The sequence below is a fragment of the Tenggerimyces flavus genome (assembly GCF_016907715.1).
In the GTDB taxonomy this organism is placed as follows: Bacteria; Actinomycetota; Actinomycetes; order Propionibacteriales; family Actinopolymorphaceae; genus Tenggerimyces; species Tenggerimyces flavus.
In genome coordinates this window covers 2,907,812-2,930,276 of the sequence record NZ_JAFBCM010000001.1, presented here as the reverse complement: position 1 = coordinate 2,930,276, position 22,465 = coordinate 2,907,812, and the positions used below count along the sequence as shown (strand labels likewise).

General features: G+C 69.9%; 20 protein-coding genes. 10 read left to right on the top strand and 10 right to left on the bottom strand.

The features are described 5' to 3' along the window. Positions 1–31 precede the first annotated feature (31 nt). Positions 32–472 carry a VOC family protein gene (locus JOD67_RS13710; RefSeq protein ID WP_205117827.1) on the bottom strand — a complete coding sequence of 147 codons (441 nt, stop codon included), beginning with the start codon at positions 470–472 and terminating at the stop codon, positions 32–34. Between the two features lie 52 nt (positions 473–524). Between JOD67_RS13710 and JOD67_RS13705 the strand changes: the two genes are divergently transcribed. Further along, a complete protein-coding gene (locus JOD67_RS13705) occupies positions 525–1,211 on the top strand; it encodes a helix-turn-helix transcriptional regulator (protein ID WP_205117826.1) in 687 nt (228 codons plus the stop codon). Between the two features lie 195 nt (positions 1,212–1,406). Here JOD67_RS13705 and JOD67_RS13700 read toward each other — a convergent pair whose 3' ends face one another. Continuing rightward, complete coding sequence (locus tag JOD67_RS13700) at positions 1,407–1,652, bottom strand: mycoredoxin (RefSeq protein ID WP_205117825.1); 246 nt, start codon at positions 1,650–1,652, stop codon at positions 1,407–1,409. 118 nt (positions 1,653–1,770) lie between these two features. Between JOD67_RS13700 and JOD67_RS41895 the strand changes: the two genes are divergently transcribed. From JOD67_RS41895 to JOD67_RS13685, 3 genes are read left to right on the top strand one after another with little or no spacing between them, the layout of a single operon-like run. Further along, positions 1,771–2,928, top strand: a complete 1,158-nt coding sequence (locus JOD67_RS41895) for an ArsR/SmtB family transcription factor (protein ID WP_205117824.1) — start codon at positions 1,771–1,773, stop codon at positions 2,926–2,928. An 11-nt stretch (positions 2,929–2,939) separates the two neighbouring features. Further along, entirely contained in the window at positions 2,940–3,980 is a 1,041-nt protein-coding gene (locus tag JOD67_RS13690; protein WP_205117823.1) for an alpha/beta hydrolase, read from the top strand. Continuing rightward, on the top strand, positions 3,977–4,501 hold the full coding sequence (locus tag JOD67_RS13685) for a GNAT family N-acetyltransferase (protein ID WP_205117822.1): 525 nt from the start codon (positions 3,977–3,979) through the stop codon (positions 4,499–4,501). The genes JOD67_RS13690 and JOD67_RS13685 overlap by 4 nt, the downstream gene beginning before the upstream one ends. Here JOD67_RS13685 and nudC read toward each other — a convergent pair. Together nudC and JOD67_RS13675 are read right to left on the bottom strand one after the other, a co-directional pair. After that, on the bottom strand, positions 4,484–5,374 hold the full coding sequence (gene nudC, locus JOD67_RS13680) for an NAD(+) diphosphatase (RefSeq protein WP_307782385.1): 891 nt from the start codon (positions 5,372–5,374) through the stop codon (positions 4,484–4,486). The genes JOD67_RS13685 and nudC overlap by 18 nt on opposite strands. A 44-nt stretch (positions 5,375–5,418) precedes the next feature. Next, a complete protein-coding gene (locus JOD67_RS13675) occupies positions 5,419–6,207 on the bottom strand; it encodes a peptidoglycan DD-metalloendopeptidase family protein (RefSeq protein WP_239553837.1) in 789 nt (262 codons plus the stop codon). 150 nt (positions 6,208–6,357) lie between these two features. On the opposite strand from JOD67_RS13675, the gene deoD reads away from it, so the two are divergent. From deoD to JOD67_RS13660, 3 genes are read left to right on the top strand one after another with little or no spacing between them, the layout of a single operon-like run. Further along, a complete protein-coding gene (gene deoD / locus JOD67_RS13670) occupies positions 6,358–7,086 on the top strand; it encodes a purine-nucleoside phosphorylase (protein ID WP_205117819.1) in 729 nt (242 codons plus the stop codon). Next, positions 7,079–7,552 (top strand): NUDIX domain-containing protein, encoded by a 474-nt coding sequence (locus tag JOD67_RS13665; protein WP_205117818.1) that lies wholly within the window; start codon positions 7,079–7,081, stop codon positions 7,550–7,552. The genes deoD and JOD67_RS13665 overlap by 8 nt, the downstream gene beginning before the upstream one ends. A gap of 10 nt (positions 7,553–7,562) precedes the next feature. Then, the gene (locus tag JOD67_RS13660; protein WP_205117817.1) at positions 7,563–8,399 is read left to right on the top strand and encodes an NAD(P)-dependent oxidoreductase; all 837 of its coding nucleotides are present in this window, start codon (positions 7,563–7,565) and stop codon (positions 8,397–8,399) included. Here the strand turns inward: JOD67_RS13660 and JOD67_RS13655 are convergent. Further along, positions 8,396–8,545, bottom strand: coding sequence for a hypothetical protein (locus JOD67_RS13655; protein ID WP_205117816.1), 150 nt, complete (start codon positions 8,543–8,545; stop codon positions 8,396–8,398). The genes JOD67_RS13660 and JOD67_RS13655 overlap by 4 nt on opposite strands. Positions 8,546–8,781: 236 nt before the next feature. Here JOD67_RS13655 and JOD67_RS13650 point away from each other — a divergent pair, with 236 nt between their 5' ends. Further along, complete coding sequence (locus JOD67_RS13650; RefSeq protein ID WP_205117815.1) at positions 8,782–9,468, top strand: hypothetical protein; 687 nt, start codon at positions 8,782–8,784, stop codon at positions 9,466–9,468. Positions 9,469–10,153: 685 nt separating this feature from the next. On the opposite strand, the gene JOD67_RS13645 is transcribed toward JOD67_RS13650, so the two are convergent. The 3 genes from JOD67_RS13645 to JOD67_RS13635 all read right to left on the bottom strand — a co-directional run bounded on the left by JOD67_RS13645 (position 10,154) and on the right by JOD67_RS13635 (position 14,858). After that, complete coding sequence (locus JOD67_RS13645; protein ID WP_205117814.1) at positions 10,154–11,923, bottom strand: ABC transporter ATP-binding protein; 1,770 nt, start codon at positions 11,921–11,923, stop codon at positions 10,154–10,156. Continuing rightward, a complete protein-coding gene (locus tag JOD67_RS13640) occupies positions 11,916–13,580 on the bottom strand; it encodes an ABC transporter ATP-binding protein (RefSeq protein WP_307782384.1) in 1,665 nt (554 codons plus the stop codon). The genes JOD67_RS13645 and JOD67_RS13640 overlap by 8 nt, the downstream gene beginning before the upstream one ends. A gap of 99 nt (positions 13,581–13,679) precedes the next feature. Next, positions 13,680–14,858, bottom strand: a complete 1,179-nt coding sequence (locus JOD67_RS13635) for a heparan-alpha-glucosaminide N-acetyltransferase domain-containing protein (RefSeq protein ID WP_205117813.1) — start codon at positions 14,856–14,858, stop codon at positions 13,680–13,682. 103 nt (positions 14,859–14,961) lie between these two features. On the opposite strand from JOD67_RS13635, the gene JOD67_RS13630 reads away from it, so the two are divergent. After that, positions 14,962–15,456 carry an RICIN domain-containing protein gene (locus JOD67_RS13630; RefSeq protein ID WP_205117812.1) on the top strand — a complete coding sequence of 165 codons (495 nt, stop codon included), beginning with the start codon at positions 14,962–14,964 and terminating at the stop codon, positions 15,454–15,456. A gap of 36 nt (positions 15,457–15,492) precedes the next feature. Here JOD67_RS13630 and JOD67_RS13625 read toward each other — a convergent pair whose 3' ends face one another. After that, positions 15,493–18,261 carry an AfsR/SARP family transcriptional regulator gene (locus JOD67_RS13625; RefSeq protein ID WP_205117811.1) on the bottom strand — a complete coding sequence of 923 codons (2,769 nt, stop codon included), beginning with the start codon at positions 18,259–18,261 and terminating at the stop codon, positions 15,493–15,495. Between the two features lie 243 nt (positions 18,262–18,504). Between JOD67_RS13625 and JOD67_RS13620 the strand changes: the two genes are divergently transcribed. Beyond that, on the top strand, positions 18,505–18,996 hold the full coding sequence (locus JOD67_RS13620) for an RICIN domain-containing protein (RefSeq protein ID WP_205117810.1): 492 nt from the start codon (positions 18,505–18,507) through the stop codon (positions 18,994–18,996). Between the two features lie 54 nt (positions 18,997–19,050). On the opposite strand, the gene JOD67_RS13615 is transcribed toward JOD67_RS13620, so the two are convergent. After that, positions 19,051–22,401, bottom strand: a complete 3,351-nt coding sequence (locus tag JOD67_RS13615) for an ATP-dependent helicase (RefSeq protein ID WP_205117809.1) — start codon at positions 22,399–22,401, stop codon at positions 19,051–19,053. Between the last annotated feature and the right edge of the window lie 64 nt (positions 22,402–22,465).

Below are 22,465 nucleotides of genomic sequence, written 5' to 3'. Positions count from 1 at the left end.
CGCGGCGTGCACACACCTGTGGACATTGCCGTCAGGTGATGCAGAACTCGTTTCCCTCGGGGTCCCGCAGCACTAGCAGATGGGTGCGACTGACCAACGTGGCGCCGGCGGCGATCAGCCGTTCCGCCTCGGCCTCCTTCCGGGCCTCGCTCTCCTCCGCCGGGACCGTGCGAGACACGGCGATGTCGAGGTGGACCCGGTTCTTCACGGTCTTCGGTTCCGGAACGGCGTTGAAGAAGATGTCCGGGCGCTTGCCGGTGGAGTCGACGATCGTGCGCGCGAGGTAGCGCTGGTCCTCCGGGATGCCCTGCGCGTCCGCCCATTCCTCCCAGGTCGCGAAGCCGGTCGGCGGTCGGGCGGGATCGTCGGGCGGGCAGCCTGGGTACGTGTAGCCCTCCAAGGCGACGAGCCAGAAGCGCGAGACGAGGTCAACGTCGGCGCAGTCGAAGACGAGGTGCAGGTCGTAGGCCATGACGAGCATCATGGATTGCCCTCGGTGACACCGTCATGTCACCGTCTTGTCTGTGAATCGGACGGACCGGCTGTACGCGCTGGTGGAGGAGCTGCGCCGCTCGGGACGGCGTACGTCGGCGGCGCTGGCCGCGACGTTCGAGGTCAGCCAGCGGACGATCAAACGCGACGTGCTCGCACTCCAGGAGTCGGGCGTTCCGGTGTGGGCCGAGCCGGGACCGGGCGGCGGGTACGTGCTCGACGCGGAGGCCTCGCTGCCGCCGGTGAACTTCACGGCGCGGCAGGCGATCGCCGTGGCCGCTGCGCTGGCTTCGGTCCGAGGGGCGCCGTTCGCGACCGACGGGGCCGCGGCGCTGGCGAAGGTGCTCGACGTGCTGTCGCCGGCTGCCCGCCGGCGCGCCGAGGAGATCGCGACCAGGGTGTGGGTGAACGACGAGTCCGGACCGGCGAACGGGGCGGCCGCGCGGGCCATCGAGGAGGCCATCGCCCAGCATGTCGTCGTCGCGCTCGACTACGTCTCCGCGTCCGGCGAGCGCACCCGTCGACGCGTGGAGCCGATGATCATCGCGAACACGTACGGCTCCTGGTACCTGATCGCGTGGTGTCAGGAACGCGCGGGCGTGCGCTGGTTCCGTTGGGACCGCGTCGCCAGCGCTCGGCTCACCACGGAGCCCGCGGCCGAACGTGACCTCTCGCTGATCGGCGAGTTCCCGCCGACCGCGCGATCTGTCTTGTCCTAGGCCGTGTCTCTTAAGTAGCGCTGGTCATCGCGCGTAGCGCGATGGCGCGCGGCGCACCGCGCCCGGCTGGGCGTGGTGCAGGAGGAATTCATAGTTTGTCCTCTGGGTGACGAACTGGACCGCGGCCAGGCGGGATGCGGTGTGTCGCGCGCCAGGCGATAGTTAAGAGACACGGCCTAGGCCGCGGCGAGCTTCTTAGGCCGCGGCGAGCTGCTGCTGGATCTCGGCCAGCGACGGGTTGGTCAGCGCCGTGCCGTCGGCGAACACCACGGTCGGAACGGTCTGGTTGCCACCGTTCACGTTCTCCACCAGCTCGGCAGCCTTGGGGTCCTGTTCGATGTCGACCTCCGTGAACGGGATGCCCGCACGATCCAGCTGCCGCTTCAGCCGGTGGCAGTAACCACACCAGGGCGTGGAGTACATCGTGAACGTGCCCGTCATCGGAGTCCTTTCCCTGACCCTGAGTCCTGTGTACCTGACATAACCGCAGACTCATCCCCCGGTAATCCCTTACCCATGGCCAGTTGCGGAGACTCTCGTCACATCCTAGATTGCGCTTGTGGCACATGCGCAAGCCGCGTCTCCGCTCACGCTCGGGCGGCCGGCGCCGACCCTGGACGCCGAGCCGGCGTCGCTCGCGCTGGCGCTGCCCACCGCGATGCTGCTCGTCGACTACGCCGCGCGTGGCAACACCGTGCCGACCGCATGGCCGCAGACCGCTGCTCAGGAGGTCGACCCTGGTCTGCTGGAGAAGGCGCTCGCCGTGCGTGCCGTGCTCGGTCACGGGGATGGACTCCGCGCGTACCTGCTCCCTCGACTGCCGGCCGGCCACGCCGCACATCGGGACTGGGAGGGGTTGCGGTCCTGGCTGGTCGGGATGGACGTGGCCGAGCTGATCGACTTCGGGATCCAGCACAACGTCACGTACGGCGAGCGGCTGGGCTTCCCGTTGAGCGACGAGGACGTTCGTACGTTGGCCGCCGCGGAACGCGCTCCGGCGGCTCGTCGCCGCGAGCTCAGGTTGCGGTGGCTGCTGAAGGAGTGGGGCGTTCCGAAGGCCTCGGCTCGGGCGGAGTCCGCTGCGGATCCGGGCTGGTTCGGCGCGACGTTGCTCGAGCTGCTGGACGCGATCGTCGCCGCTGGTTTCGAGGAGACCTGGATCGAGGCGGAGTACCGGCTCGCGGAGAGCCTCGCGCGGCTGGAGCCGGCGCCTGCTGGACTCGAGCCGCGGCAGTGGGTGACGCGGGTCAGCGGGCTGCGGATCGACGACCGGTGGCTGCCGTGGCTGAACGAAGCGGCGCGCGTCGTCGTCATGCCGTGCCCGCACCTCGGCAACCACCTGACCGTGTTCGAGACGCTGGACGAGGACGCGGCGACAGTGTGGGTCGGCTTCGAGCCGACGATGTCGCGACGGCCGCCTGTCCGGGAGACAGCTGGGGATGTCGGCGGGCTGGCGAGTCTCGGCCGGCAGATCGTGGTGATGGGCGACCAGACCCGGTTGTCGATGCTGCTCGTTCTCGCTCGCCGCGAGCAGCCGACGGCGCAGCTGCTCGCCGACGAGCTCGGCATCCACCTGTCGACGGTGTCGCGGCAGCTGGGCCAGTTGGAACGCGCGGGGCTGCTCGTGGTCACCCGCGACGGCCCGGTCCGCCGGTACGACGTCGACCGCACCGCGATCCGTACGCTAGCCCGCGCCCTCGAGCACGCCCTCGGTTAAGGAGCAAGTCGATGTACCCGTGGTCCACCGCGCTGGCCGGTCGCCTGGACGAGCACGTCGTGTCGAGCGAGCTCCTGCGAGGCAACCCACTCGGCGACTCGCCGGACCGGGATCTGATCGTCTACGTGCCACCGGGATACGAGGACTCGCCCGAGCAGCGCTACCCGACGGTCTATGTGCTGCAGGGCTACACCGGCACCTTGGGTAGCTGGCACAACGAGTCGGCCTACAGCCGCACCTTCTACAGTTCGGCGGACGCGATGTTCGCGCGCGGCGACGCGCCACCGGCGATCGTGGCATTCGTGGATGGCTGGAACCTCTACGGCGGCAGTCAGTACATCGACTCGCCGGGAACCGGCCAGCATCATGCACACTTCTGCGAGGAAGTCGTGCCCTTCGTCGACTCGCGCTATCGGACGTTGGCTGATCGCGAGCATCGCGGCCTCATGGGCCACAGCTCCGGTGGCTATGGGTCGGCGGTGACGTCGATGCTGCGTCCGGACTTGTTCGGTGCTTTCGTCAAGCACGCTGGGGACGCCGGATTCGAGATGTGCTACCTGCCGTCGATTCCGGATGCCGTGCGCGCGCTGCGCGACTATGACAGTGATGTCTGGCGATGGTGGGAGGACTTTCGCACGCGAGCGGAGGACAACCTCGCCTTCTCCAAGCCTGGCGACGGGTTGATCCTCGTGTATCTCGGGTTGGCCGCCTGCTACTCACCGGATGGCGACGCGAAGCCCGCACTCCCCTTCGATCCGCGGACCGGATCGCTCCGGCCGGAACACTGGGAGCGCTGGTTGGCGTGGGATCCGGTGCGGATGGTCTCGCGCCATGCGGAGGCGATGCGGTCGATGCGCGGCATCTGGATCGACGCCGGACGGCGCGACGATTTCCACCTCGATCTCGGCGCCGAGGCGTTCCGCGACGCGTTGGTCACGGCGGGTGTGTCAGTAGACGCGATCAGGTTTGAGCTGCATGACGGCACGCATGCCATCTCGGGCGATCGCCTCATGAACTCGCTGACCTGGTTGACGAAACTACTCACGCCATGACGCGGGTCGAGCTGCGGACCGACGTCGATGGCTTGGTGGACGAGCTGGCCGACGTCGATCGGGAGACGTTCAGCGCGCCGGGTTACGACGGGGATCCGGACGACATCGCGCGGTTCCGCGACGAGCAGTTGCTGAAACACGCGCCACGCAAGGGATTCCGGATCGCGACCGCTCACGACGACGGGCTGCTGGTGGGCTTCGCGTACGGCTATACCGGCGAGGTCGGGCAGTGGTGGACGGACCGAATGCTGCGACTCGCCCCGCCCGATGTGCATGCCTGGCTGGGTGGGCACTTCGAGTTCGTGGAGATCGCCCTCCGGCCACGCTGGCAGGGGAAGGGCATCGGATCGGCGATGCACGACTGCCTGCTCGCCGGCCTGCCGCACGATCGCGCGATGCTCACGACCTGGCAGGACGAGACCCGACCCGCCCGTGTGCTCTACCAGCGCAAGGGATGGCGGCCACTCGCGGACGTCGAGGACTCCACCGTGATGGGGCTGCGGCTACCAGTTCCCGGGTAGCTCGCCGCCGTACCAGGTCTCGATCAGGCGCCGCGCGATCGACACCTGGCCGGGAAGCAGCAGTTCGCCGGCGTCGATCGCGGCGACCATCTCCTCGCGGGAGTACCAGCGCGCCTCGGTGATCTCCTCGCCGTCCACGTCGATCTCGGTCTCGACCGCGCGGGCGTAGTAGCCGAGCATCAGGCTGGACGGGAACGGCCACGGCTGGCTGCCCGCGTACTCGGGGTCCGCCACGACGACGCCGGTCTCCTCGTGCACCTCGCGCACGACCGCGGCCTCGAGCGACTCTCCCGGCTCGACGAACCCGGCGAGCGTCGAGAAGCGTCCGGGCGGCCAGGTCGGCTGATGCCCAAGCAGGCAACGGTCTTCGTCGTCGGTGACGAGCACGATGATCGCGGGGTCGGTGCGCGGGAAGTGTTCGGTGCCGCAGGCCGGGCACTTGCGCAGGTTGCCGGCGGGCGGGGTCTCGGTCGCCGCGCCGCACCGCGCGCAGAACCCGTGCGAGGTGTGCCAGTTCGCGAGCGCCTGGGCGTGAACGAACAGCCCGGCATCACGATCGGGCAGCAGGCTGCCGACCTCGCGGAGTCCGGCGAGGTGGTCGCCGGGAGCCTCGCCCGTACGGATCGCGAAGAACGGGACGCCGTCCTCGTCGAGGCCGAGGAAGTACCGTTCGGCGCTGTCGTCGACCTCGGTCGGCGAGAGGAACGCGAGCGCCGTACCGGACTCGTCGATCGCGACCTTGCCGTCGGCGAACGACAGCACCCGAGCGCGAGGGTCGGCCCAGCGGGCCGCCACCCAGTCGGGGTCGGAACGGGCTTCGGTGGAACGGTCGAGGCGGTGGCGGGCGAGAGCGAGACCTTCAAGACGCGGCACGCCCTCCACATTACTTCCGTGTGGAGGGCGTGCCCTGCCGGTGTCTAACAGACCGGGACGCCAGGTAAGAACGACGCCGGGTCAGCGATGTAGATGTTGGTCATGAAGCCGCCCTGGTCGCGCAGCTTCGCCCACCACTTGTTGGAGTAGCCCTCGACGTTGACCGTGTCACCCTCCTTCTGGCACAGCACCCAGACCTGGGTGGGGCCAGGAAGGGTGGTGACGACGGGTGAGTTCAGGTAGGCGTCCTGGCGTACGTTGACACCGGAACCCCAGGTCATGAACGCCTTGCCGCCACCACCGCCGCAACCGTTGTCGCTGGTGATGCTCCGCTGGCCGTACGAGCCGGGGTACGGCGCGAGCGACTGGCCGTTGATGTGGATGACCTGACCGCCACCGTTGTACAGCTGCTCGTAGTGCTGGTGCGGGCCGCTGGAGTTGCCGGTGCTGCCGGTCGTCCCGATCTGCTGGCCCTGCGACACGGCCTGGCCGTTCGCGACGGAGTACGCCGACAGGTGGAAGTGGTAGGTCTTCCAGCCGCCGCCGTGCTCGATCCGGATGTACAGGCCGGCACCGCCGGGCTCGTTGTGCCGATACGCGGTGCCCGCGGCGGTGGCGAGGGTGGGTGCCCCGTTCGTTCCGCCGCCGTTCTTGACGAAGTCGAGCGCCAGCCGGACCTCCTGGCTGTGATGGCTGTAGGTCCAGCTCTGTCCACAGGGGAACGGCGCCTTGAAGTTCGGTGCCGCCTGGGCCTGCGGTGCCGCGACCACGGTGACCGCGATCGCGAGGAGTGTCCCCAATGCAACGCGTATTGCTCGTCTGTAGATAGGCATGCGGATGCCACCTTTCTGAGAGCTGGGCCGGCCGCGCCCTTTCCGCCCGCGGCCACCCACGGAAGATGGTTCCCGCATCGCGGTATCGACCGCCAGGGATTGGCACCAAGCTGTCTGGGCTTGTCCGGATCGTCTGGCAGGATCGCGACCATGGCCACCCCATCGACTGGACCGAGCTTCCACCTCGGCGCGATGCCGGGACAGATCGCCGACACGGTGCTGTTCCCCGGCGACCCGTTGCGCGCGGAGTGGATCGCGACCACGTACCTCTCCGACGTCTCGTGCTACTCGAAGGTGCGCGGGATGCTCGGGTTCACCGGGACCTACAACGGGCGCCGGATCTCGGTGCAGGGATCCGGGATGGGCCAACCCTCGTTGGCGATCTACGCGAACGAGTTGCTGTCGCACTACGGCGTACGCACGCTGGTGCGGGTCGGGTCGTGCGGCGCGTTGACGACTGCGGTGGGGCTGCGCGACCTGGTGTTGGCGATGACCGCTTCGACGGACTCGGCGATGAACCGGGTGCGGTTCGAGTCGTTCGACTACGCGCCGGCGGCGGACTTCTTCCTGCTGCGCAAGGCGTACGACCTCGCGGTGGCGCGTTCGTTGCCGGTGCATGTCGGGCCGATCGCGGCGATCGACTCGTTCTACTCCGAGGTGCCGGCGCAGCTGTTGCGGCTGGCGGAGTACGGGGTGCTCGCGGTCGAGATGGAAACGGCGGTGCTGTACACGTTGGCGGCGAAGTTTGGCGCACGGGCGTTGACGATTCTCACCGTCGGCGACCATGTGGTGACGGGCGAGGCGACGACCGGAGAGGAACGCGAGCGCGGGATGGCCGCGATGGCGGAGCTGGCGCTGGCGACGGTGACTGATGACTAAGACGACCTGGGACGGGCTGCCGATCGCGTCGGACTGGCCGACGGGAGCCGCGGTGGTGGTGTTCCGGCGGGCTTCTACGGGCCTCGAGCTGCTGGTGCTGCACCGCGCCCACAGCGGTCCGGAGTACGAGGGCGACTGGGCCTGGACGCCGCCGACGGGGGCTCGGTTTCCGGGCGAGGACGTGCTTGTGTGCGCTGCTCGTGAGCTGCACGAGGAGGCGGGCCTTTCGCTGCCGATGACGCGGCTGGACGAGGGCGAGTCGTGGGCTCGGTTCGTGGCCGAAGCGCCTTTGGACGTTGTCGTGACCATGCATGACGCCGAGCACGATCGGTACGAGTGGGTCGCGCCGGAGGTAGCGCTGAGCCGGGTGGCGCCGGAGACGGTGCGGGACGGCCTGCGCAAGGCGTTGGACTGGATCGATGGCCAGGTCCTGCCAGCCGACCCCGAAGCCGAGGCCACTGCATAGGGTCGAAGCCATGAGCCTTGGCGTGATCGGCATCCTGCATCCCGGCGAGATGGGCGCGGCGGTGGCGAAGCTGCTCGCCGATCGTGGGCATGAGGTGGTGTACGCCTCTGCCGGACGTTCGGAGGCCACTGTCTCGCGCGCCAAGGAGGCCGGCCTCGTGGACGCCGGCACCGTTTCCGAGGTTGTCGGGCGCAGCTCGGTGGTGCTGTCGATCTGCCCGCCTCATGGCGCTGTCGAGTTGGCGCGCGAGGTCGCCGGCTACGGCGGCACGTACGTCGACGCGAACGCCGTCTCGCCTGACACCGTGCGCTCGATCGCCGCGCTGATCGAGGACGGCGGCGGCACGTTCGTCGACGGCGGCATCGTCGGCGGACCGCCGCGCCGCGAGGGCACGCGGCTCTACCTGTCGGGTGCGGCCGCCGAGCCGGTGGCGGCATTGTTCGCCGACACCGTGCTCGACGCTCGTACCGTCTCCGACGAGATCGGCAAGGCCTCGGCGCTCAAGATGGCCTACGCCGCCTGGGGCAAGGGCAGCGCCGCGATGCTGCTCGCGATCCAGGCGCTGGCCCGTGCCGAGGGCGTCGAGGACGCGTTGCTCGCCGAGTGGGAGCTCTCGCAACCGCAGCTGGCGGCACGGCGCGAGGGCGCCGCGACGTCCGCCGGGCACAAGGGCTGGCGCTGGATCGCCGAGATGGAGGAGATCGCGGCCACGTTCAGCAGTGCTGGGCTGCCGCCCGGCTTCCACCAGGCGGCGGCCGAGATCTTCGCCCGCTCGCCGCGGGTCGCCCAGAACGCACCGGTCGACCTCGACGAGGTGGTGGCCGCGCTCGTCGCGCGGAACCGCTAGGCCTCATCGAAGACCACCGGAACGGCCGTCGGATAGTTGGCGAGGTCCACGACCGAGCCGGTGCGCGCGATCGGAATCGCGACCCACCTCTCGTTGTGGAACTCGTACCACAGCAGATACTCGCGAGAACGCTCGAGCGCTGGCATGACAGGGGCTCCTCCCCGTAAGCGCACCTTGCTTCGAACCCCGCCCGCACCCGCATCCACAGGCCCGCTCGCACCGGACCTGCGGAAGATCTCGACTTCAGTAATATCGAACGCATGATCGAAGCCTAGAGGATGGCGCCGACATTGGGCGGAAGGGGAACCGGGAGGTGATTCGAGGTGTAGGAGGGGTGTCCGTGGATGCGTAGGTGAGGAGCGGTCCGATGAGGCGTGTTGCTGTGGTTCTGTTTGTCCTGGTGGGCCTCCTCGGGTTCGCCGCCCTGCCCGCGCAGGCAGGCGGTCCGACGAGCGTCCTGCTGGCGTCGCCGACCCTGCAGAAGGCGGCAGCGCTCTACAACGCCGGCGGCGACTACACGCGGCTCGCCGATGCCGTCGACCTGGAGGGGGCGGTCGTCGCCGACTCGAAGGTGCCCGCCCGGTTGGGGATTGGGCCAGGGTCGGGGGCGATCAACCTGACGTGGCTCATGCACGACGTGTGGATCTGGCGGGTGGACCGGGTGCAGATCGAGCCGGACGGGAAGGTATGGCTCAACACCACGATCGCCGACTCTGGCGGCAACCTGGCCGTCGAGGGCGACGGTGTTTGGCACGCGGCTCCGCAGCCGAAGGAGCTGGTGGCGTTGCTGACCAAGCTCGGTGTGTGGGACGGGGTAGGGAGCAAGAAGGCCCAACCGGACAACGCCATCGTCACCGGCGGGAGTGGGGCTGTTGGTGGTGGCGGTGACGACGCTGCGCCGCCGGCGGCGGACACGACGACGCCGGTCGCGTCGACCAGCCCAACGCCGTGGCTCTTCGCCGCGATCGCCCTGCTGGGTGTGGGTGTGGGCTTCGCGGTCCGTCCCGGTCTCGCCCTGGCCGCGCGCTTCCGCGGGCGGCACCCGAAGCAGCAGCTCATCGACGCCTGACCCCGTGCCGCCGAGGATGCTGATCGGCGGCGCGCTCCCGTGATCATGAAGCTGAACTGGTCATATACGCCGGGTTTGCCTTCATGATCACGTTCATGATCACTGGCCACAGCCGATCCCGGCCCGCTGGGTTTGGATGAAGGTGCCCTTCATCCAATCCGCCGGTGCACTCGACGCCCGTGATCATGATGATGATCGTGAAGCCGAACCGGTCTTATTCGGCCGGTTCGCCTTCATGATCACTGGCTTCGTCGGTTGGGTCGGGGGCACCCAGGTCCCATGCCCGGCCCATCCACCATGTCCCATCAAAGTGTGGGGTTCTGGTCGCGACACGCCGGCGTGTCGCGACCAGAACCCCACACTTTCGCGAAGGGCGGAGGGTCCCCTCGCTCGAGGAGGTTCGGACCAGGGTGCCCCGACCCAGTCACACGACCATCATGGCCACCTCGACAACCCGCCCGGTGCACTCACGCCCGTGATCATGAACGTGATCGTGAAGGCAGAGGTGGCCTATGCGCCTGTCTGCCTTCATGATCACGTTCATGATCACTGGCTTCGTCGGTTGGGTCGGGGGCACCCAGGTCCCATAGGTTCGGACCAGGGTGCCCCCGACCCAGTCACACCACCACCATGGCCACCTCGACAAACCGCCACCCGGTGCACTCACGGCCAGCGGGGTGGCTGGTCAGCGGTAGCCGGCGGCTTGGAGGTGGTAGAGGGCGGCGTAGTGGCCCTGGGCGGCGATGAGCTCTTCGTGGCTGCCGTACTCCGCCACCTCGCCGTCCGACAGGACGAGGATCAGGTCGGCCACCCGCACGGTCGAGAAACGGTGCGTGACGAGCAGCGTGATGGCGCCGCGCGTGGCTCCTGCTCGGGCCGCGGCGGCGTAGCGCTCGAACAACGCGTGCTCGGTCGGTGCGTCCAGCGCTGACGTCGGCTCGTCGAACACCAGCAGCAACGGCTCCTGACGCATCAACGCGCGGGCCAGGGCGACCTTCTGCCACTGGCCGCCGGACAAGTCCACGCCGCCCTCCCAGGTCGGGCCGAGCTGGGTCGCCAACCCGGCGGGCAACGAGCCCTCGAGCTCGTCGGCCGCCGCCCGGTGCAGCGCGGTACGTACGGCGGAGGCGTCGTCGAACGAACGCAGCAGTCCCACTCCCACGGACTCCCGCACGGAGAACTCGAACTTCGCGTAGTCCTGGAACGCCGCCGACCCACTCGACCGCCACGCCTCCACGTCGAACTCGGTGAGGTCGACGCCGTCCACCAGGATCCGCCCGCCAGTAGGCCGATACAGCCCGGTCAGCAGCTTCACCAGCGTCGACTTCCCGGCACCGTTCTCCCCCACCAGGGCCACCACCGCGCCAGCCGGAAGCACCAGCGACACGTCGCGCAACGACGACGACTCGGCACCGTGGTAGCGGAACGACACCCCCTCGAGCGCGATGCCCTCGCGCAGCTCCGTCGGAGGTCGAAGAGTCCCCGCATACTGCTCCCGGGCGACCCGCGCGGCATAGGAGCGCAACCAGAGCAGCCGGCCCGCCGTACGCAACGAGTCCGCAGCGTGCGCCGCCATCCACGCCGACTGCACCGCCGCCGACTGCAACCCGGCCAGCATCGCGATCGCGAGCGCCACCGTGCCGGGCGTCGAGTCCAGAACGAGCCAGCCGATCACAAGCCCGGCGACGAGCAGGAAGAACGCGCTCTCGGCGAACGACAGCAGCGCGCTCTTGCGGTCGGCCGCGACGTACGGTGCTCCCGCGGCGTCGACCGATCGCCGTAGTCGGGACCGGATTTCCCCACGAAGGTTGAAGATCCGCAGCTCCATCCCGGCGGAAGCGCTCGTGACGAGCTCACCGAGGTGCCGCGTGAGCCGCCACCGCGCGGCGGAGGCCTGCTCGGCGTCGGACTTCCAGCGGTACCGGTACCGGGTCCCGATCAGTGCCGGGAGCCCGGCCACCATGACGATCAGCAGCCGCGGCTCGACCGTCGCGGCCACGACGAGCGTCGCGACGGAGAAGAGCATCGACCGGACGAGCACGAGCAGGAACCGCAGCGCGTTGCCCAAAGCCGACCGCTGTTCGCGGATGACCTCGAGCTGGTCGAGGTAGTCGGCGCGTTCCTGGTGTTCGAGGCTCGGGATCCGCGACGTCAGCTCGGCGATCTGCCGGTCGAACTCGAATCCGGCGCGTTCGGCGAGGCCGATCCGCGCGTGGTTGCCCGCCAACGTGAGCGCGAACGCGACACCGGCCGACACCATCAACGCGACCACGGCGAGGACAATCGCACCGCGGTCGTGCGCGACGGCTCCGTCGACCAGCACCTTCAACCACAGCGGGCTGAGGACGGTGATCAACGTCCCGACCATCTCCAGCAGGCAGATCGCGGCTCGTCCCGGACTCGCACGGACGGCGGTCCCGGTGAGCAGGAAGATCTGCTGCACGACCTCACGCATCGAGGAATCTCCTTGCCTGCAAGGAGAACATCGTCGCGTAGCGACCGCCGAGCGCCATCAGGTCGTCGTGCGTCCCGTCCTCGACGATCACTCCGTCGGCGAGGACGACGATCCGGTCGGCGTGCCGTACGGACGACAACCGGTGCGACACGAGGATGGTCGTCGTGCCGCGGGTCACGCTGAGGAAGCGGTCGAACAGTTCGGCCTCCGCCCGGACGTCGAGCGAGGCGGTGGGCTCGTCGAGGACCAGCACTCCGGCACCGCCGTCGAGCGCCATGAGCGCGCGGGCGAGGGCGACGCGCTGCCACTGCCCGCCCGACAGGTCGGTCCCGCCTTCGTACGCGGCGGACAGAACGGTGTCCATGAGCAGGCGCTGGTCCAGCAACGCCGTGGCGCCGGCGTCCGCGATCGCACGGCTGAGCGCGGCGTCGTCCCGCGGGCCGTCGGGGTTGCCGAACGCGACGTTCTCGCGCAGCGTCAGGTGGTAGCGCACGAAGTCCTGGAAGATCGCGGCGACCCGCGCGCCGCCCACGTCGACCTCGCCCGCGTCGGGCCCGTACAGACCGCACAGCAGCTTGATCAGCGTCGACTTCCCGGCGCCGTTCTCACCGACGATCGCGATCGACTGACCCGCGGGGATGGACAGCGACAGGCCGCGGAGAACGGGTGTGGCGCGGTGCGGATAGCCGAACGTGACCTCGCGGAGCTCGACCCTCGCAGGGACTTTCGCCTTGCTGGGTAGTGGATTCTCCTCGCGCGTCGCCTCCGCGAGACGGCGCAGGTGCAGGGCGAGCGCCGCGGCGCGGCCGAGCTGGGTCTGCGGTTCGCCGAGCACGGCAGTGTTCTGCACACCGTGAACGGCCTGGACGTAGACGGCGATCGCACCCAGCGAGATGGCGCCGCCGTACGCGGCGAGCCCCAGGGAACCGAAGACGGCGGCGTTCGACGACAGGAGCGCGACCGCGGCGATCCCGAGCGGCCAGAACGACTGGAGTCGATGGCGCCAGACCGACGACATCGCCTTCAGCCAGGTCGCGCCGAACACCTCGACGAGGTGCCTCGACAGGCCGAAGATCCGCACTTCCTTGGCGGCTGGGCCGCCCATCAACAGGCCGCGGACGTACTCGGCACGCCGGCGTTCCGATCCGGTCACCGACACGAGCTCGTCGAACACCGTCGAGAGCCACTTGTCGAACGACCAGCCGACGACGAACCATCCAGCCAGCAAGACGATCGGCGCCCACCAACGGAACGTCGCCAGCACGACCGCCGATCCCACCGACGACAGGCGTGCCGCGACCAGCATCGACGTCGAGGTGACGCCGTACAGGAAGTTGCCTTCGCGCAGCGCCTCGGACACCGCACCGAGGTGGCGTGCGGTGGTCGGGTCCTCCAGGTGGCCGATGTGGCGCGGACCGAGGCTCGCGGCGGCCAGCACGTCGTACACAGTCGCCAGATAGCGCGCGGTCAACTCTTGAGAGGCGATCTGTTCCGCACATCGCAACCCGGCTTGGACGATCAGCGCGCCGATCAACGCGATCAACGCCCAGGTGGTACGGGCACCCACGTCGGCGAGCGAGCCGACGAGCGCACCGATCGCGAGGATGACCGCGATCGGCGCGCAGCCGCTCGCGACCGCGACGAAGGCGGAGACCACCGACCAGAGCTTGCTCGATTGCCAGAGCAAACCCGCGTACGCCCGATACCGTCGGATGGTCTCGATCCCAGCAATGCTGGGGGTTCGGTCGCGCCCGCGTCAACGACGAGCGGCGCGGCGGACGGCGTTCGCGAGCAGGGCGACGACCGCTTCCAGCGGGCCGCGGCGTTTGGTCAGGTACCACAGCGTCGCGAACGTCAGAGCGCCGATCGCCTGGACGACGTACGAGGTCAGGGCGTCGTTCGGCAGCACCGGCGAGCTGACCAACAGGACGTGGGCGCTGTAGAGCGTGAGCGTTATCGCTCCGGCAGCGGCCAGCGGGATGAGCAGCGGACGCAGGAAGCGGGCGACGAGCAGGACCGCACCGAGGAGCGCGATCGCGAAGCCGGTGGTCTGGAGCAGGTCGAACGGCGTGGTCGAGTGCGGCGCGTCGACCGCGAGCCACCACCACGTCGTGGGCGGCGTCGTTCCGTACATGCTCGTCGACAGCGCGCGCTCGATCTCCGTCGAGGTCTCGCCGAGACGGGTGGTCGCGACGAGAACCTCGCGGCCGCCGAACACGTTCATCAACAGCCAGGACGCGGACGCTCCGAGGCCGACGAGCACCGCGCCGGCGGCGAGCAGCCCGGCGGCGACCTTGGTGTTGCGCAGGTCGAGGCGACCGACGGCGAGGCCGGCGGCGAGGTACGTGAGCCAGGCGAGCGCCGGGTAGTAGCCGGTCAGCAGGAGCTCGGACAGCAGCCCGAACGGGTCGCCGATGAGCCGGTCGAACGTCGGGTTCCCGCGATCCGGGCTGGGCAGACCGGCCCGCAGCAGGTGGCTGACCACGGGAACGACGAGCGCCAGGCCGACCGCGACGAGGGCCAGTGTCCGTGCGCGCAGCCGGAGCAACGGGATGCTGAGCAGGAAGAACATCGCGTAGTAGGGCAGGATCACGGCCAAGCCGGAGTCGACGTATCCGAGCGACAGCCCGATCGCGCCGATCGCGAGCGCCCGGACGGCGACGGAGGCGGCGAACCCGTTCGGGTCGGGCCGGTTCCCGCCGGACGCGAGCGCGAGGCCGACGCCGGCGAGGACCGCGAACGTGGCGGCCGCGCGCCCGCCGGTGAGCTGGTACGCGGCGGAAACCGTCCCGTCGGCGTTCGTCGAGGGCAGAACGTGCACGACCATCATCCCGAGCAGCGCGAGCCCACGGGTCGCGTCGACACCCACCAACCGCCGCCGCGGCTCCGGCCGCTTGGCGTCGGTGGCGGGCGACTCCTGCTCGGCCACGGACATGTGGTCCATCATCGCGCCCGCGCCGAAAGTCAGCCGAAGAACGACCAACGCGGCGCTAGAACGGTGCTAGAGCCGTACCAGCGGCGTTCGCGACGCTCGATCCATGAACAGAACACCGATTCCGCACATCATGAGAAGTCTTGCCACGTTGATCGGCGTCTGTGTGCTCGGCGTCGCCAGCTTCGCCGCGTGGACCGGGGCGGCGTCGGCCGACTCGGTCCAGACGTTCAAGAACCAGGCCACGAGCCGCTGTCTCGACGACAGCGGCAAGGGCCTGCGGACCGTCAGCTGCAACGGCAAGATCACCCAGAACTGGAACGTGCACGTCCGGGGCGACAAGTCTCGACAGCTGAAGAGCATCGGGACCGGAGAGTGCCTGGACGACAGCTCCAAGGGTCTGCGCACCCTGCAGTGCCACCCGGGCTCGAGCGCGAGCACCAAGTTCCAGAGCTGGCGCGTGGTGACGTTCAACGACGGAACGATCTGGTTCCAGAACAAGGCCACCGCGAGGTGCCTCGACGACAGCTCGAAGGGCCTGCGTACGTTCAAGTGCTGGCCTGGCTCGAACGACAACTCGAGGTTCCAGAGCTGGTTCTGAGTGCTGACCTCGACAGGACTCGGCGGGCCGCCCACCCTACCCGGGCGGTCCGCCGACCTTCGCCCGTACTCGCTCCGCTTCCGGATGGCCGAGCTCATCGAGAATCGTCAACGCCCGTTGCCACATCTCGCGGGCGGCAGCATGGTCGCCGGCGTCGTGGTGGGCGTCGCCCAGGCTGTCCAGCCCGGCCGCCTCGTAGTACTTGTCACCGCCGATCGCGGTGTACAGGTCGAGCGAACGTTGGTACGTCTCGACAGCCCGTGCGAGGTCGCCCCGCCGGTGGTGCACGTAGCCGAGGGTGTGCGAGGCCGCGGCCAGACCGTGCGACGCGCCCAGCTCCTCGAAGAGCGCGGCCGCCTGTTCGCCGTAGTCCAACGCCTTGTCGTACTCGCCCAGCATGGCGCTCAGCCAGCCCGCCGAGTTGAGGGCGTTCGCCTCGCCCAGGCGATGTCCCGCGCTCCGGAACAGCTCCAGAGCGCGCACGCCATGCTCTTGCGACTCGACCCACCGACCCTGCGACTCCAGCACATTGGCGAGACCGATGTGGACGAATCCCTGGCCGGAAGTGTCGTCGAGCTCGCGAAGAAGGGACAGCGACTTGCCCAGATGGTCGAACGCGTCGTCGGTGTTCCGGAGCTCGGTGGCGGCGCTGGCCAGGTAGCGGTGCGACGTCGCCTCACCGCGCCGGTCGTCCGATCTCCGGGCGGCCTCCAGCGCGACGTGCTGGGTGTCCACCCAGTCCTGCCAGTGGCCGCGCCAGTCCAGGAAGTCGACGAGGGTCCAGGCGACCTGCCAGCACTGCGCGTCGTAGCCGTGCGACGCCGCCAGGTCGACCACACCCAGCAGGACGAGGTGTTCGGTGTCGAACCAGTCCAACGTCTGCTCGAGATCGACCATCGGTTCCGGCTCGACCCCCGGTGCCGCGGGAGCCAGCTTGATCGGGTCGCGACGCGACGACAGCAGCATCGCGCCAGCGTGCCCGGAGGAGAGGTAGTGGCCGATCATGCGCCCGATGGCGGTGTGACGGACGTCGTCGGCGTCGTGCTCCCTGGCGAGCTCCGCGGCGTACACGCGCAGCAGATCGTGGCACGAGAACCGACCGGGAACGTGCTCGTCCAGCAGGGTGCAAGTCGTGAGCTCGTCGAGCAGGCGCCGCGTCTCGACGAGATCCCAGCCCGCGAGGCTGGCGGCGGCCGCGAGCGAGATGTCCGGACCGGGATGCAGGCCGAGCAGCCGGAACAGCTGGGCGGCCTCCTGAGTCAGCGCGCGATAGGACCAGGAGAGAACGGCGGTCAGGTCGGCGGACCGGTCCTCGCTCCGGAACGCGTCCAGCCCCTGGCGGATGTCGGTCAGCTCGGCGGCGACCGCGCTCAACGGCCAGCTCGGCTTGGCGGCCGCGCGGGAGGCGACGATCGCGAGCGCGAGTGGGAGTCCGGCGCACCCGGCGATCAGGTCGGCGACCGCGGCCGGTTCGGCGGCGATGCGCTCCGCGCCGACGCGACTCTCCAACAGTTCCGCCGCGTCGTTCTCCGTCAGCAGCTCGACCCGTTCCGCGCGGGCGTCGTGCGTCGTCACCAGCCCGGACAGGTCCCTGCGGCTCGTGACCAGCGCGGAGCTCGAGCCCGCACCGGGCAGCAACGGTCGCACCTGGTCGGCGTCGCGGGCGTTGTCGAGAACGAGCAGCGCGCTCCGTTCGGCCAGCACGCTGCGCAGCAGCGCCGACTGCGCCACCACCTCGGGTGGAATCTGCCGCGACGGTACGCCCAGCTCGGTGAGCAAACTCGGCAGCAGGCTGGCCGGCTCGACGACCCGCTCGGTAGGCCCGAAGCCGCGCAGGTCGTGGAAGAGGATGCCGTCCGGGAAGTGGTCGTGCACCCGTTCGGCCCAGTGCACGGCCAGCGTGGTCTTCCCGATCCCGGCGCTGCCGGTCAGCAGCACGACCCGGCCGCGGGTCTCGTCGAGCCGGGTCAGCAGCTCGGCCCTGCCGGCGAGATGCCGGACGGGAGTCGGCAGCTGCCGCGGGACGATCCGCTCTGCTTCGCGTTCCGGCTCGTCGTCGGCGGGCGGATCGAGGCTGGGGTCGGCGTTCAGGATGCGCTGCTGGAGCTCGCGGAGCGCGCGCCCCGGCTCGATACCCAGCTGCTCGTCGAGCAGGTCGCGGACGCGGCGGTACGAGTCCAGCGCCTCGGCCTGCCGGCCCGCTTGGTACTGCGCGGTGATCAACAGCTCCCAGCCGCGTTCGCGCAGCGGGTGCGCGGCGACATACTCCTCCAGCTCGCCGAGCGCCTCGGTGTGCCGGCCCAGCGAGAGGACCGACGCCAGGTACAGCTCGGTCGCGTCCCAGCGCCGTTCGCCGAGCGTGTCGGCGGACGTTCGTACGGTCGCCAGCTCGACGTCAGCGAACGCCTCGCCCCGCCACAGCCGCAGGGCGTCGCGAAGAGTGTCGACCGCGGACTCCGTGTCACCGGCCTCGATCAAGCCGTGCGCGTCCTCCACCGACTGATGGAAGCGCTGGACGTCGATGACGCCGTCCAGCGCGTGCAGGACATAGCCGGACTCGCGGGTCTCCAGCCGCAGGTCGTCGTCCAGCAGCTTGCGGAGCCGGTAGACGTTCGCCTGCAGGGTTCCGGTCGCCGAGGGCGGCGGACTGCCGTCCCAGAGCTCGTCGACGAGCTGGTCGCGGCGGACGACCTGGTTCGCCGACAGGACGAGGAGGGCGAGCAGTCCGCGCAGCTTGGCGGCACCGATGACGGTCTGCTCCCCGTCGTGCCACAGCTCCACCGTTCCGAGCACGCGAATCTCCATCGGGCCCCAATCTAGGCCACGCTAGAGCACGTCTTTCGAATATCGCCTGACGCGCGACGCTATGCATCCCGTCTGGCCGCGGCGCAATTCGTCACCCATATAACCAATATGAGTTCCTCCTGCGCCACACCCATACGGGCGCCTAGCGCCGCGCGCTTAACCACCGCTATTCGAAAGACGCGCCCTAGAACCGCGTCAGAACGGAGTCAGAGCCACGCAAGGGGCATTCGGGACGCTCGTCGCATGAGTAGAGCAAAGGTCTCGCACGTCGTGAGAAGCCTCGCCATGCTGGTCGGCACCACCGCGCTCGCTGTCGCCAGCTTCGCCGCGCTGGGCGGCTCGGCCTCGGCCGATTCCACCCAGACGTTCAAGAACCAGTGGACCAAGAAGTGTCTCGACGACAGCAGCGCCCACGGTGTCCGCACCTTCACCTGCAACGGCACGTCCTACCAGCAGTGGAAGGTCCACGTGTGGGGCGACCAGACCCGGCAGTTGAGGAGCAACTCGACCGGTAAGTGCCTCGACGACAGCAACCTCGGACTGCGGACGTTCAACTGCTGGCCGGGCTCGGACGCCCGCTCGAAGTTCCAGAGCTGGTACGTGCACCGGTGGAACGACGGCACGATCCAGTTCAAGAACCAGACCACGGGTAGGTGCCTCGACGACACCGGCGGGAAGGGCCTGCGCGCGATCAAGTGCTACGCCGGCGGCTCGAAGTACCAGAGCTGGTACTGATCCTCGTTCGATCCTCACCTGGGCCGCCTACCTCGGTAGGCGGCCCTCGGCCTGTCACGGAGCGAGCGGCACCGAGGTGACCAGAGCTTCCAGGCCTTCGCGGTCGAGCAGGTCGACGGGTCGGATCGTCGTGTTCTGGCGTACGTAGTGGAACGCGGCGCGCACCTGCTCCAGTGGCAGACCCGTGAGCTGCGACCAGGCCAGCCGGTACGCCGCCAGCTGCACCGACGTCACGGCCAGCTCGTCGGGATCGCGCGGCACGCGGCCGGTCTTCCAGTCGACGACCTCGATGCCCTCGCCCCCGTCCTCCTCGCGCGGGAAGACCGCGTCCGCCCGGCCGCGCACGACCACGCCGGCCACCACGAGCTCGAACGGAACCTCCACCTCGACCGGCTGCTGCTCCGCCCATTCCGAAGCCAGGAAGGCGTTCTGCAACACCTCGAGGTCGCTGTCAACCTCGGCCTGTTCGTCGGCCGAGCCGGGCAGCTCATCCACGTCCAGCAGCTGCGGCCGCCCGAACCGAGACTCCAGCCACGCGTGGAACGCCGTGCCTCGGCGGGCCAACGGGTTGGGTGGGCGCGGCACCGGGCGTCGGATCACCCGTGCGAGGGCGGACGGATCGCGCCGCAGCGACACCAGCTGCGAGACCGACAGCCGCTCCGGCAGCTCCACCAGCACCTCGTCGCGCGCGGCCCGCCGCGCGCGCTCGGACAGCAGCAGGTCGACGTCACGGTGCCATTCGTACGACGCCTCGAGCACCGGCTGCGGCATCGGTGCCGGCGAGTCCAGGGCAGCGAGCGACAGCCCGACGAGGTTGGCGCCGGCGCGGATCTCCGTACGCCGCTTGTCGTCCAACGGGTCGTACGGCCACGCGTGGCTCGGCGGCTCCGCGGTCACCGGGTTGCCGCCCTCGACGTCGACCGTCCCGTGCCACACCGGCAGCGACCCCGCGCCGGCCGCGCAGACCGCCGCGATCTCCTGCAGATACTCCCCCGGCTCGCGCGGCTTCGTCGTCTCGTCCCACCGATAGCCCGAGCAGATCAGCAGCTGCCGCGCCCGAGTGACCGCGACGTACGCCAACCGCCGCTCCTCCAGCCGCGCCCGCTCGCCGCAGTCCTCCATGAACTGCTCGAACGCCGCCTTCACGTCGCCCTGGTCGGCGGCACCGGACACGTCGAGCTCGGGCAGCACCGCCGCGTCGCCGCGCAATGGGAACGGCAACGCGCCCACGTCGGACAGCCACGCCTTGTCCTTCGCCCTGGCCGCGGGCAGAACGCCCTCGACCATGCCGGGCACGAACACGACGTCCCACTCCAGGCCCTTCGCGCCGTGCACGGTCAGCACCTGGATGCGTTCGTCGTCGATCTCGACCTGGCCCGGCTCGAGCCCGCGCTCCTCCTCGTCGGCAGCGTCGAGGAACGCCAGGAACGCCGTCAGCGTGGCGCCCTCGCCGCTGTCCGCGAAGCCCACCGCGACGTCGAGGAACGCGTCGAGGTCGGCGCGGCTCGTCGTGACGTCGCCCGTGCGGGCCGCGACCTCGACGTCCAAGCCCAACGTACGAACGACGTCGGCCACCAGATCGACCAACGGCTGCGCGGCCCGCGAGCGCAACGTCCGCAGCTCGTCCGCCAACGCCGTCATCCGCCGGCGCCCCGCCGGGGAGAACCAGCCCTCCTGCGGCAACGCGTCCAGCGCGTCGATGATCGACCGCTGGTCGATGTCGTCGGCGGAGATGCGGCGCCGCTCACCCGAGGTGTCGACGGCGATCTCGGGCGCGGCCTCCGCGGGTTGGCCCGCGGCCCGCGCCGCCGCGAGCCTGCGGGCCCAGCGGCCCAGGCCGTCGAGGTCGCGCGGCCCGATCCGCCACCGCGCTCCGGTCAGCAGCCGCATCAGCGCGTCGCCGCGGGACGGGTCGGAGAGCACCCGCAGCGTCGCCACCACGTCGGTCACCGCGGGGGTCGCGAGCAGCCCACCGACACCGACGACCTCGACCGGCAGGCCGTACCCGCGCAACGACCGCGCGATCCGGTCGATCTGCGCGCGCTTGCGGACGAGGACGGCGACCGTTCGCCCCACGCCGCCGGCCGAACGCAGCGGTGCGTCCGCCGTCCAGAGCTCGTTGATTCTGGCGGCGACGTCGCGTGCCTCGTCGTCGACGGTGAGGTGCAGCGACGCGAGCACCTCGCCCGCGCCGGTCGAGGGGTGCGACGCCAGCTCGGGAACGACCAGCCCGCCGCTTCGCAGCGGCTCGGCGAGGACGTTCGCCACCGCCAACACCGAAGCCCCGTTGCGGAAACTCGTCGACAGCGAACGGGTCGGCGCCGCCTCGCCGGTGCCCGATCGGAACTGCTCGCCGAACGCCACCAGCGTCGCCGCGCTCGCGCCGCGCCAGCCGTAGATCGACTGACACGGGTCGCCGACCGCGACGATCGGATGCGCGGTCTTGCCTCCGTACAGCCCACGCAGCATCGCGAGCTGCGCGTGGCTGGTGTCCTGGTACTCGTCGAGCAGCACGACCGAGTAGCGGTCTCGTTCGCGCTCGCCCACCTCGGGGAACTCCTCGGCGAGCTGCGCCGCCAACGCCGCCTGGTCGGCGAAGTCGACGGCTTCGCGGCGTTGCTTCTCCGCGACGAACGCCTCGACGATCGGCAGCAGCTGCACCCGTGCGACCTGGCGCCGCAGCGCGCCCTCGACCTCGGCGTGCAGTTGTCCCTTGGTCCGCGCGACCTTCGGCTTCTCCTTGACGCGCGCGATCAGCCGTTGGGTGAAGTCCTCGAGCTGCGCCGGCGTCACCAGGTGGCCGGCCATCTCGCCGTGCAGCGAGAGCACCGCGTCGACGACGGTGGAGAACGCGTAGTCGACGAAGTCCATCGGGCCGTCGTACGTCTCGACGACGCGGGTCGCGTACTGCCAGGCGATCGCGGGCGTGACCAGTCTCGTGCCGGGCTCGCGGCCGAGCCGCAGCGCGTGCTCGGCGACGATGCGCTGCGCGTAGGCGTCGTACGTGGCGACCGACACGTCGCCCGGCGTCGAGTCGTCGTACGGACCGGCTGGGCCGAGGTGTCCGCGGGCTCTGAGCTGCTGCAGCCTGCGGCGGATTCTCGCCGCCAGCTCGCGCGCAGCCTTGCGGGTGAACGTCAGACCCAGCACCTGCTCGGGCGCGACCAGCCCGTTCGCCACCAGCCACACCACGCGCGCGGCCATCGTCTCGGTCTTGCCCGAACCCGCGCCGGCGACGACCACCTCGGGTCCGAGCGGTGCCTCGATCACCGCCGCCTGCTCCGGCGTCGGTGGGTGATTGCCCAACGCTCGTGCGAGATCCGCGGCCGAGTAGCGCGGCGCGGACTCGTCGACCTCCCAGGACAGCGGCATCTGATCGGGCAGCACGGTGCGGCGTGGGCTCATGGCGTCACCTGCCCACCCTCGACGTGCACCGGGCAGCTCCTCCGCACGTCGCAGACGTTGCACC

Excerpts from the sequence above, each read along its gene's own strand:
- JOD67_RS13685 (WP_205117822.1), top strand. The coding sequence starts at position 3,977 with ATGACGCGGGTCGAGCTGCGGACCGACGTCGATGGCTTGGTGGACGAG.
- JOD67_RS13630 (WP_205117812.1), top strand. The coding sequence starts at position 14,962 with ATGAACAGAACACCGATTCCGCACATCATGAGAAGTCTTGCCACGTTG.
- JOD67_RS13710 (WP_205117827.1), bottom strand. The coding sequence starts at position 472 with ATGGCCTACGACCTGCACCTCGTCTTCGACTGCGCCGACGTTGACCTC.
- deoD (WP_205117819.1), top strand. The coding sequence starts at position 6,358 with ATGGCCACCCCATCGACTGGACCGAGCTTCCACCTCGGCGCGATGCCG.
- JOD67_RS13625 (WP_205117811.1), bottom strand. The coding sequence starts at position 18,261 with ATGGAGATTCGCGTGCTCGGAACGGTGGAGCTGTGGCACGACGGGGAG.
- JOD67_RS13665 (WP_205117818.1), top strand. The coding sequence starts at position 7,079 with ATGACTAAGACGACCTGGGACGGGCTGCCGATCGCGTCGGACTGGCCG.
- JOD67_RS13700 (WP_205117825.1), bottom strand. The coding sequence starts at position 1,652 with ATGACGGGCACGTTCACGATGTACTCCACGCCCTGGTGTGGTTACTGC.
- JOD67_RS13675 (WP_239553837.1), bottom strand. The coding sequence starts at position 6,207 with ATGCCTATCTACAGACGAGCAATACGCGTTGCATTGGGGACACTCCTC.
- JOD67_RS13655 (WP_205117816.1), bottom strand. The coding sequence starts at position 8,545 with ATGCCAGCGCTCGAGCGTTCTCGCGAGTATCTGCTGTGGTACGAGTTC.
- JOD67_RS13635 (WP_205117813.1), bottom strand. The coding sequence starts at position 14,858 with ATGTCCGTGGCCGAGCAGGAGTCGCCCGCCACCGACGCCAAGCGGCCG.
- JOD67_RS13615 (WP_205117809.1), bottom strand. The coding sequence starts at position 22,401 with ATGAGCCCACGCCGCACCGTGCTGCCCGATCAGATGCCGCTGTCCTGG.
- JOD67_RS13620 (WP_205117810.1), top strand. The coding sequence starts at position 18,505 with ATGAGTAGAGCAAAGGTCTCGCACGTCGTGAGAAGCCTCGCCATGCTG.
- JOD67_RS13690 (WP_205117823.1), top strand. The coding sequence starts at position 2,940 with ATGTACCCGTGGTCCACCGCGCTGGCCGGTCGCCTGGACGAGCACGTC.
- JOD67_RS13645 (WP_205117814.1), bottom strand. The coding sequence starts at position 11,923 with ATGCGTGAGGTCGTGCAGCAGATCTTCCTGCTCACCGGGACCGCCGTC.
- JOD67_RS13660 (WP_205117817.1), top strand. The coding sequence starts at position 7,563 with ATGAGCCTTGGCGTGATCGGCATCCTGCATCCCGGCGAGATGGGCGCG.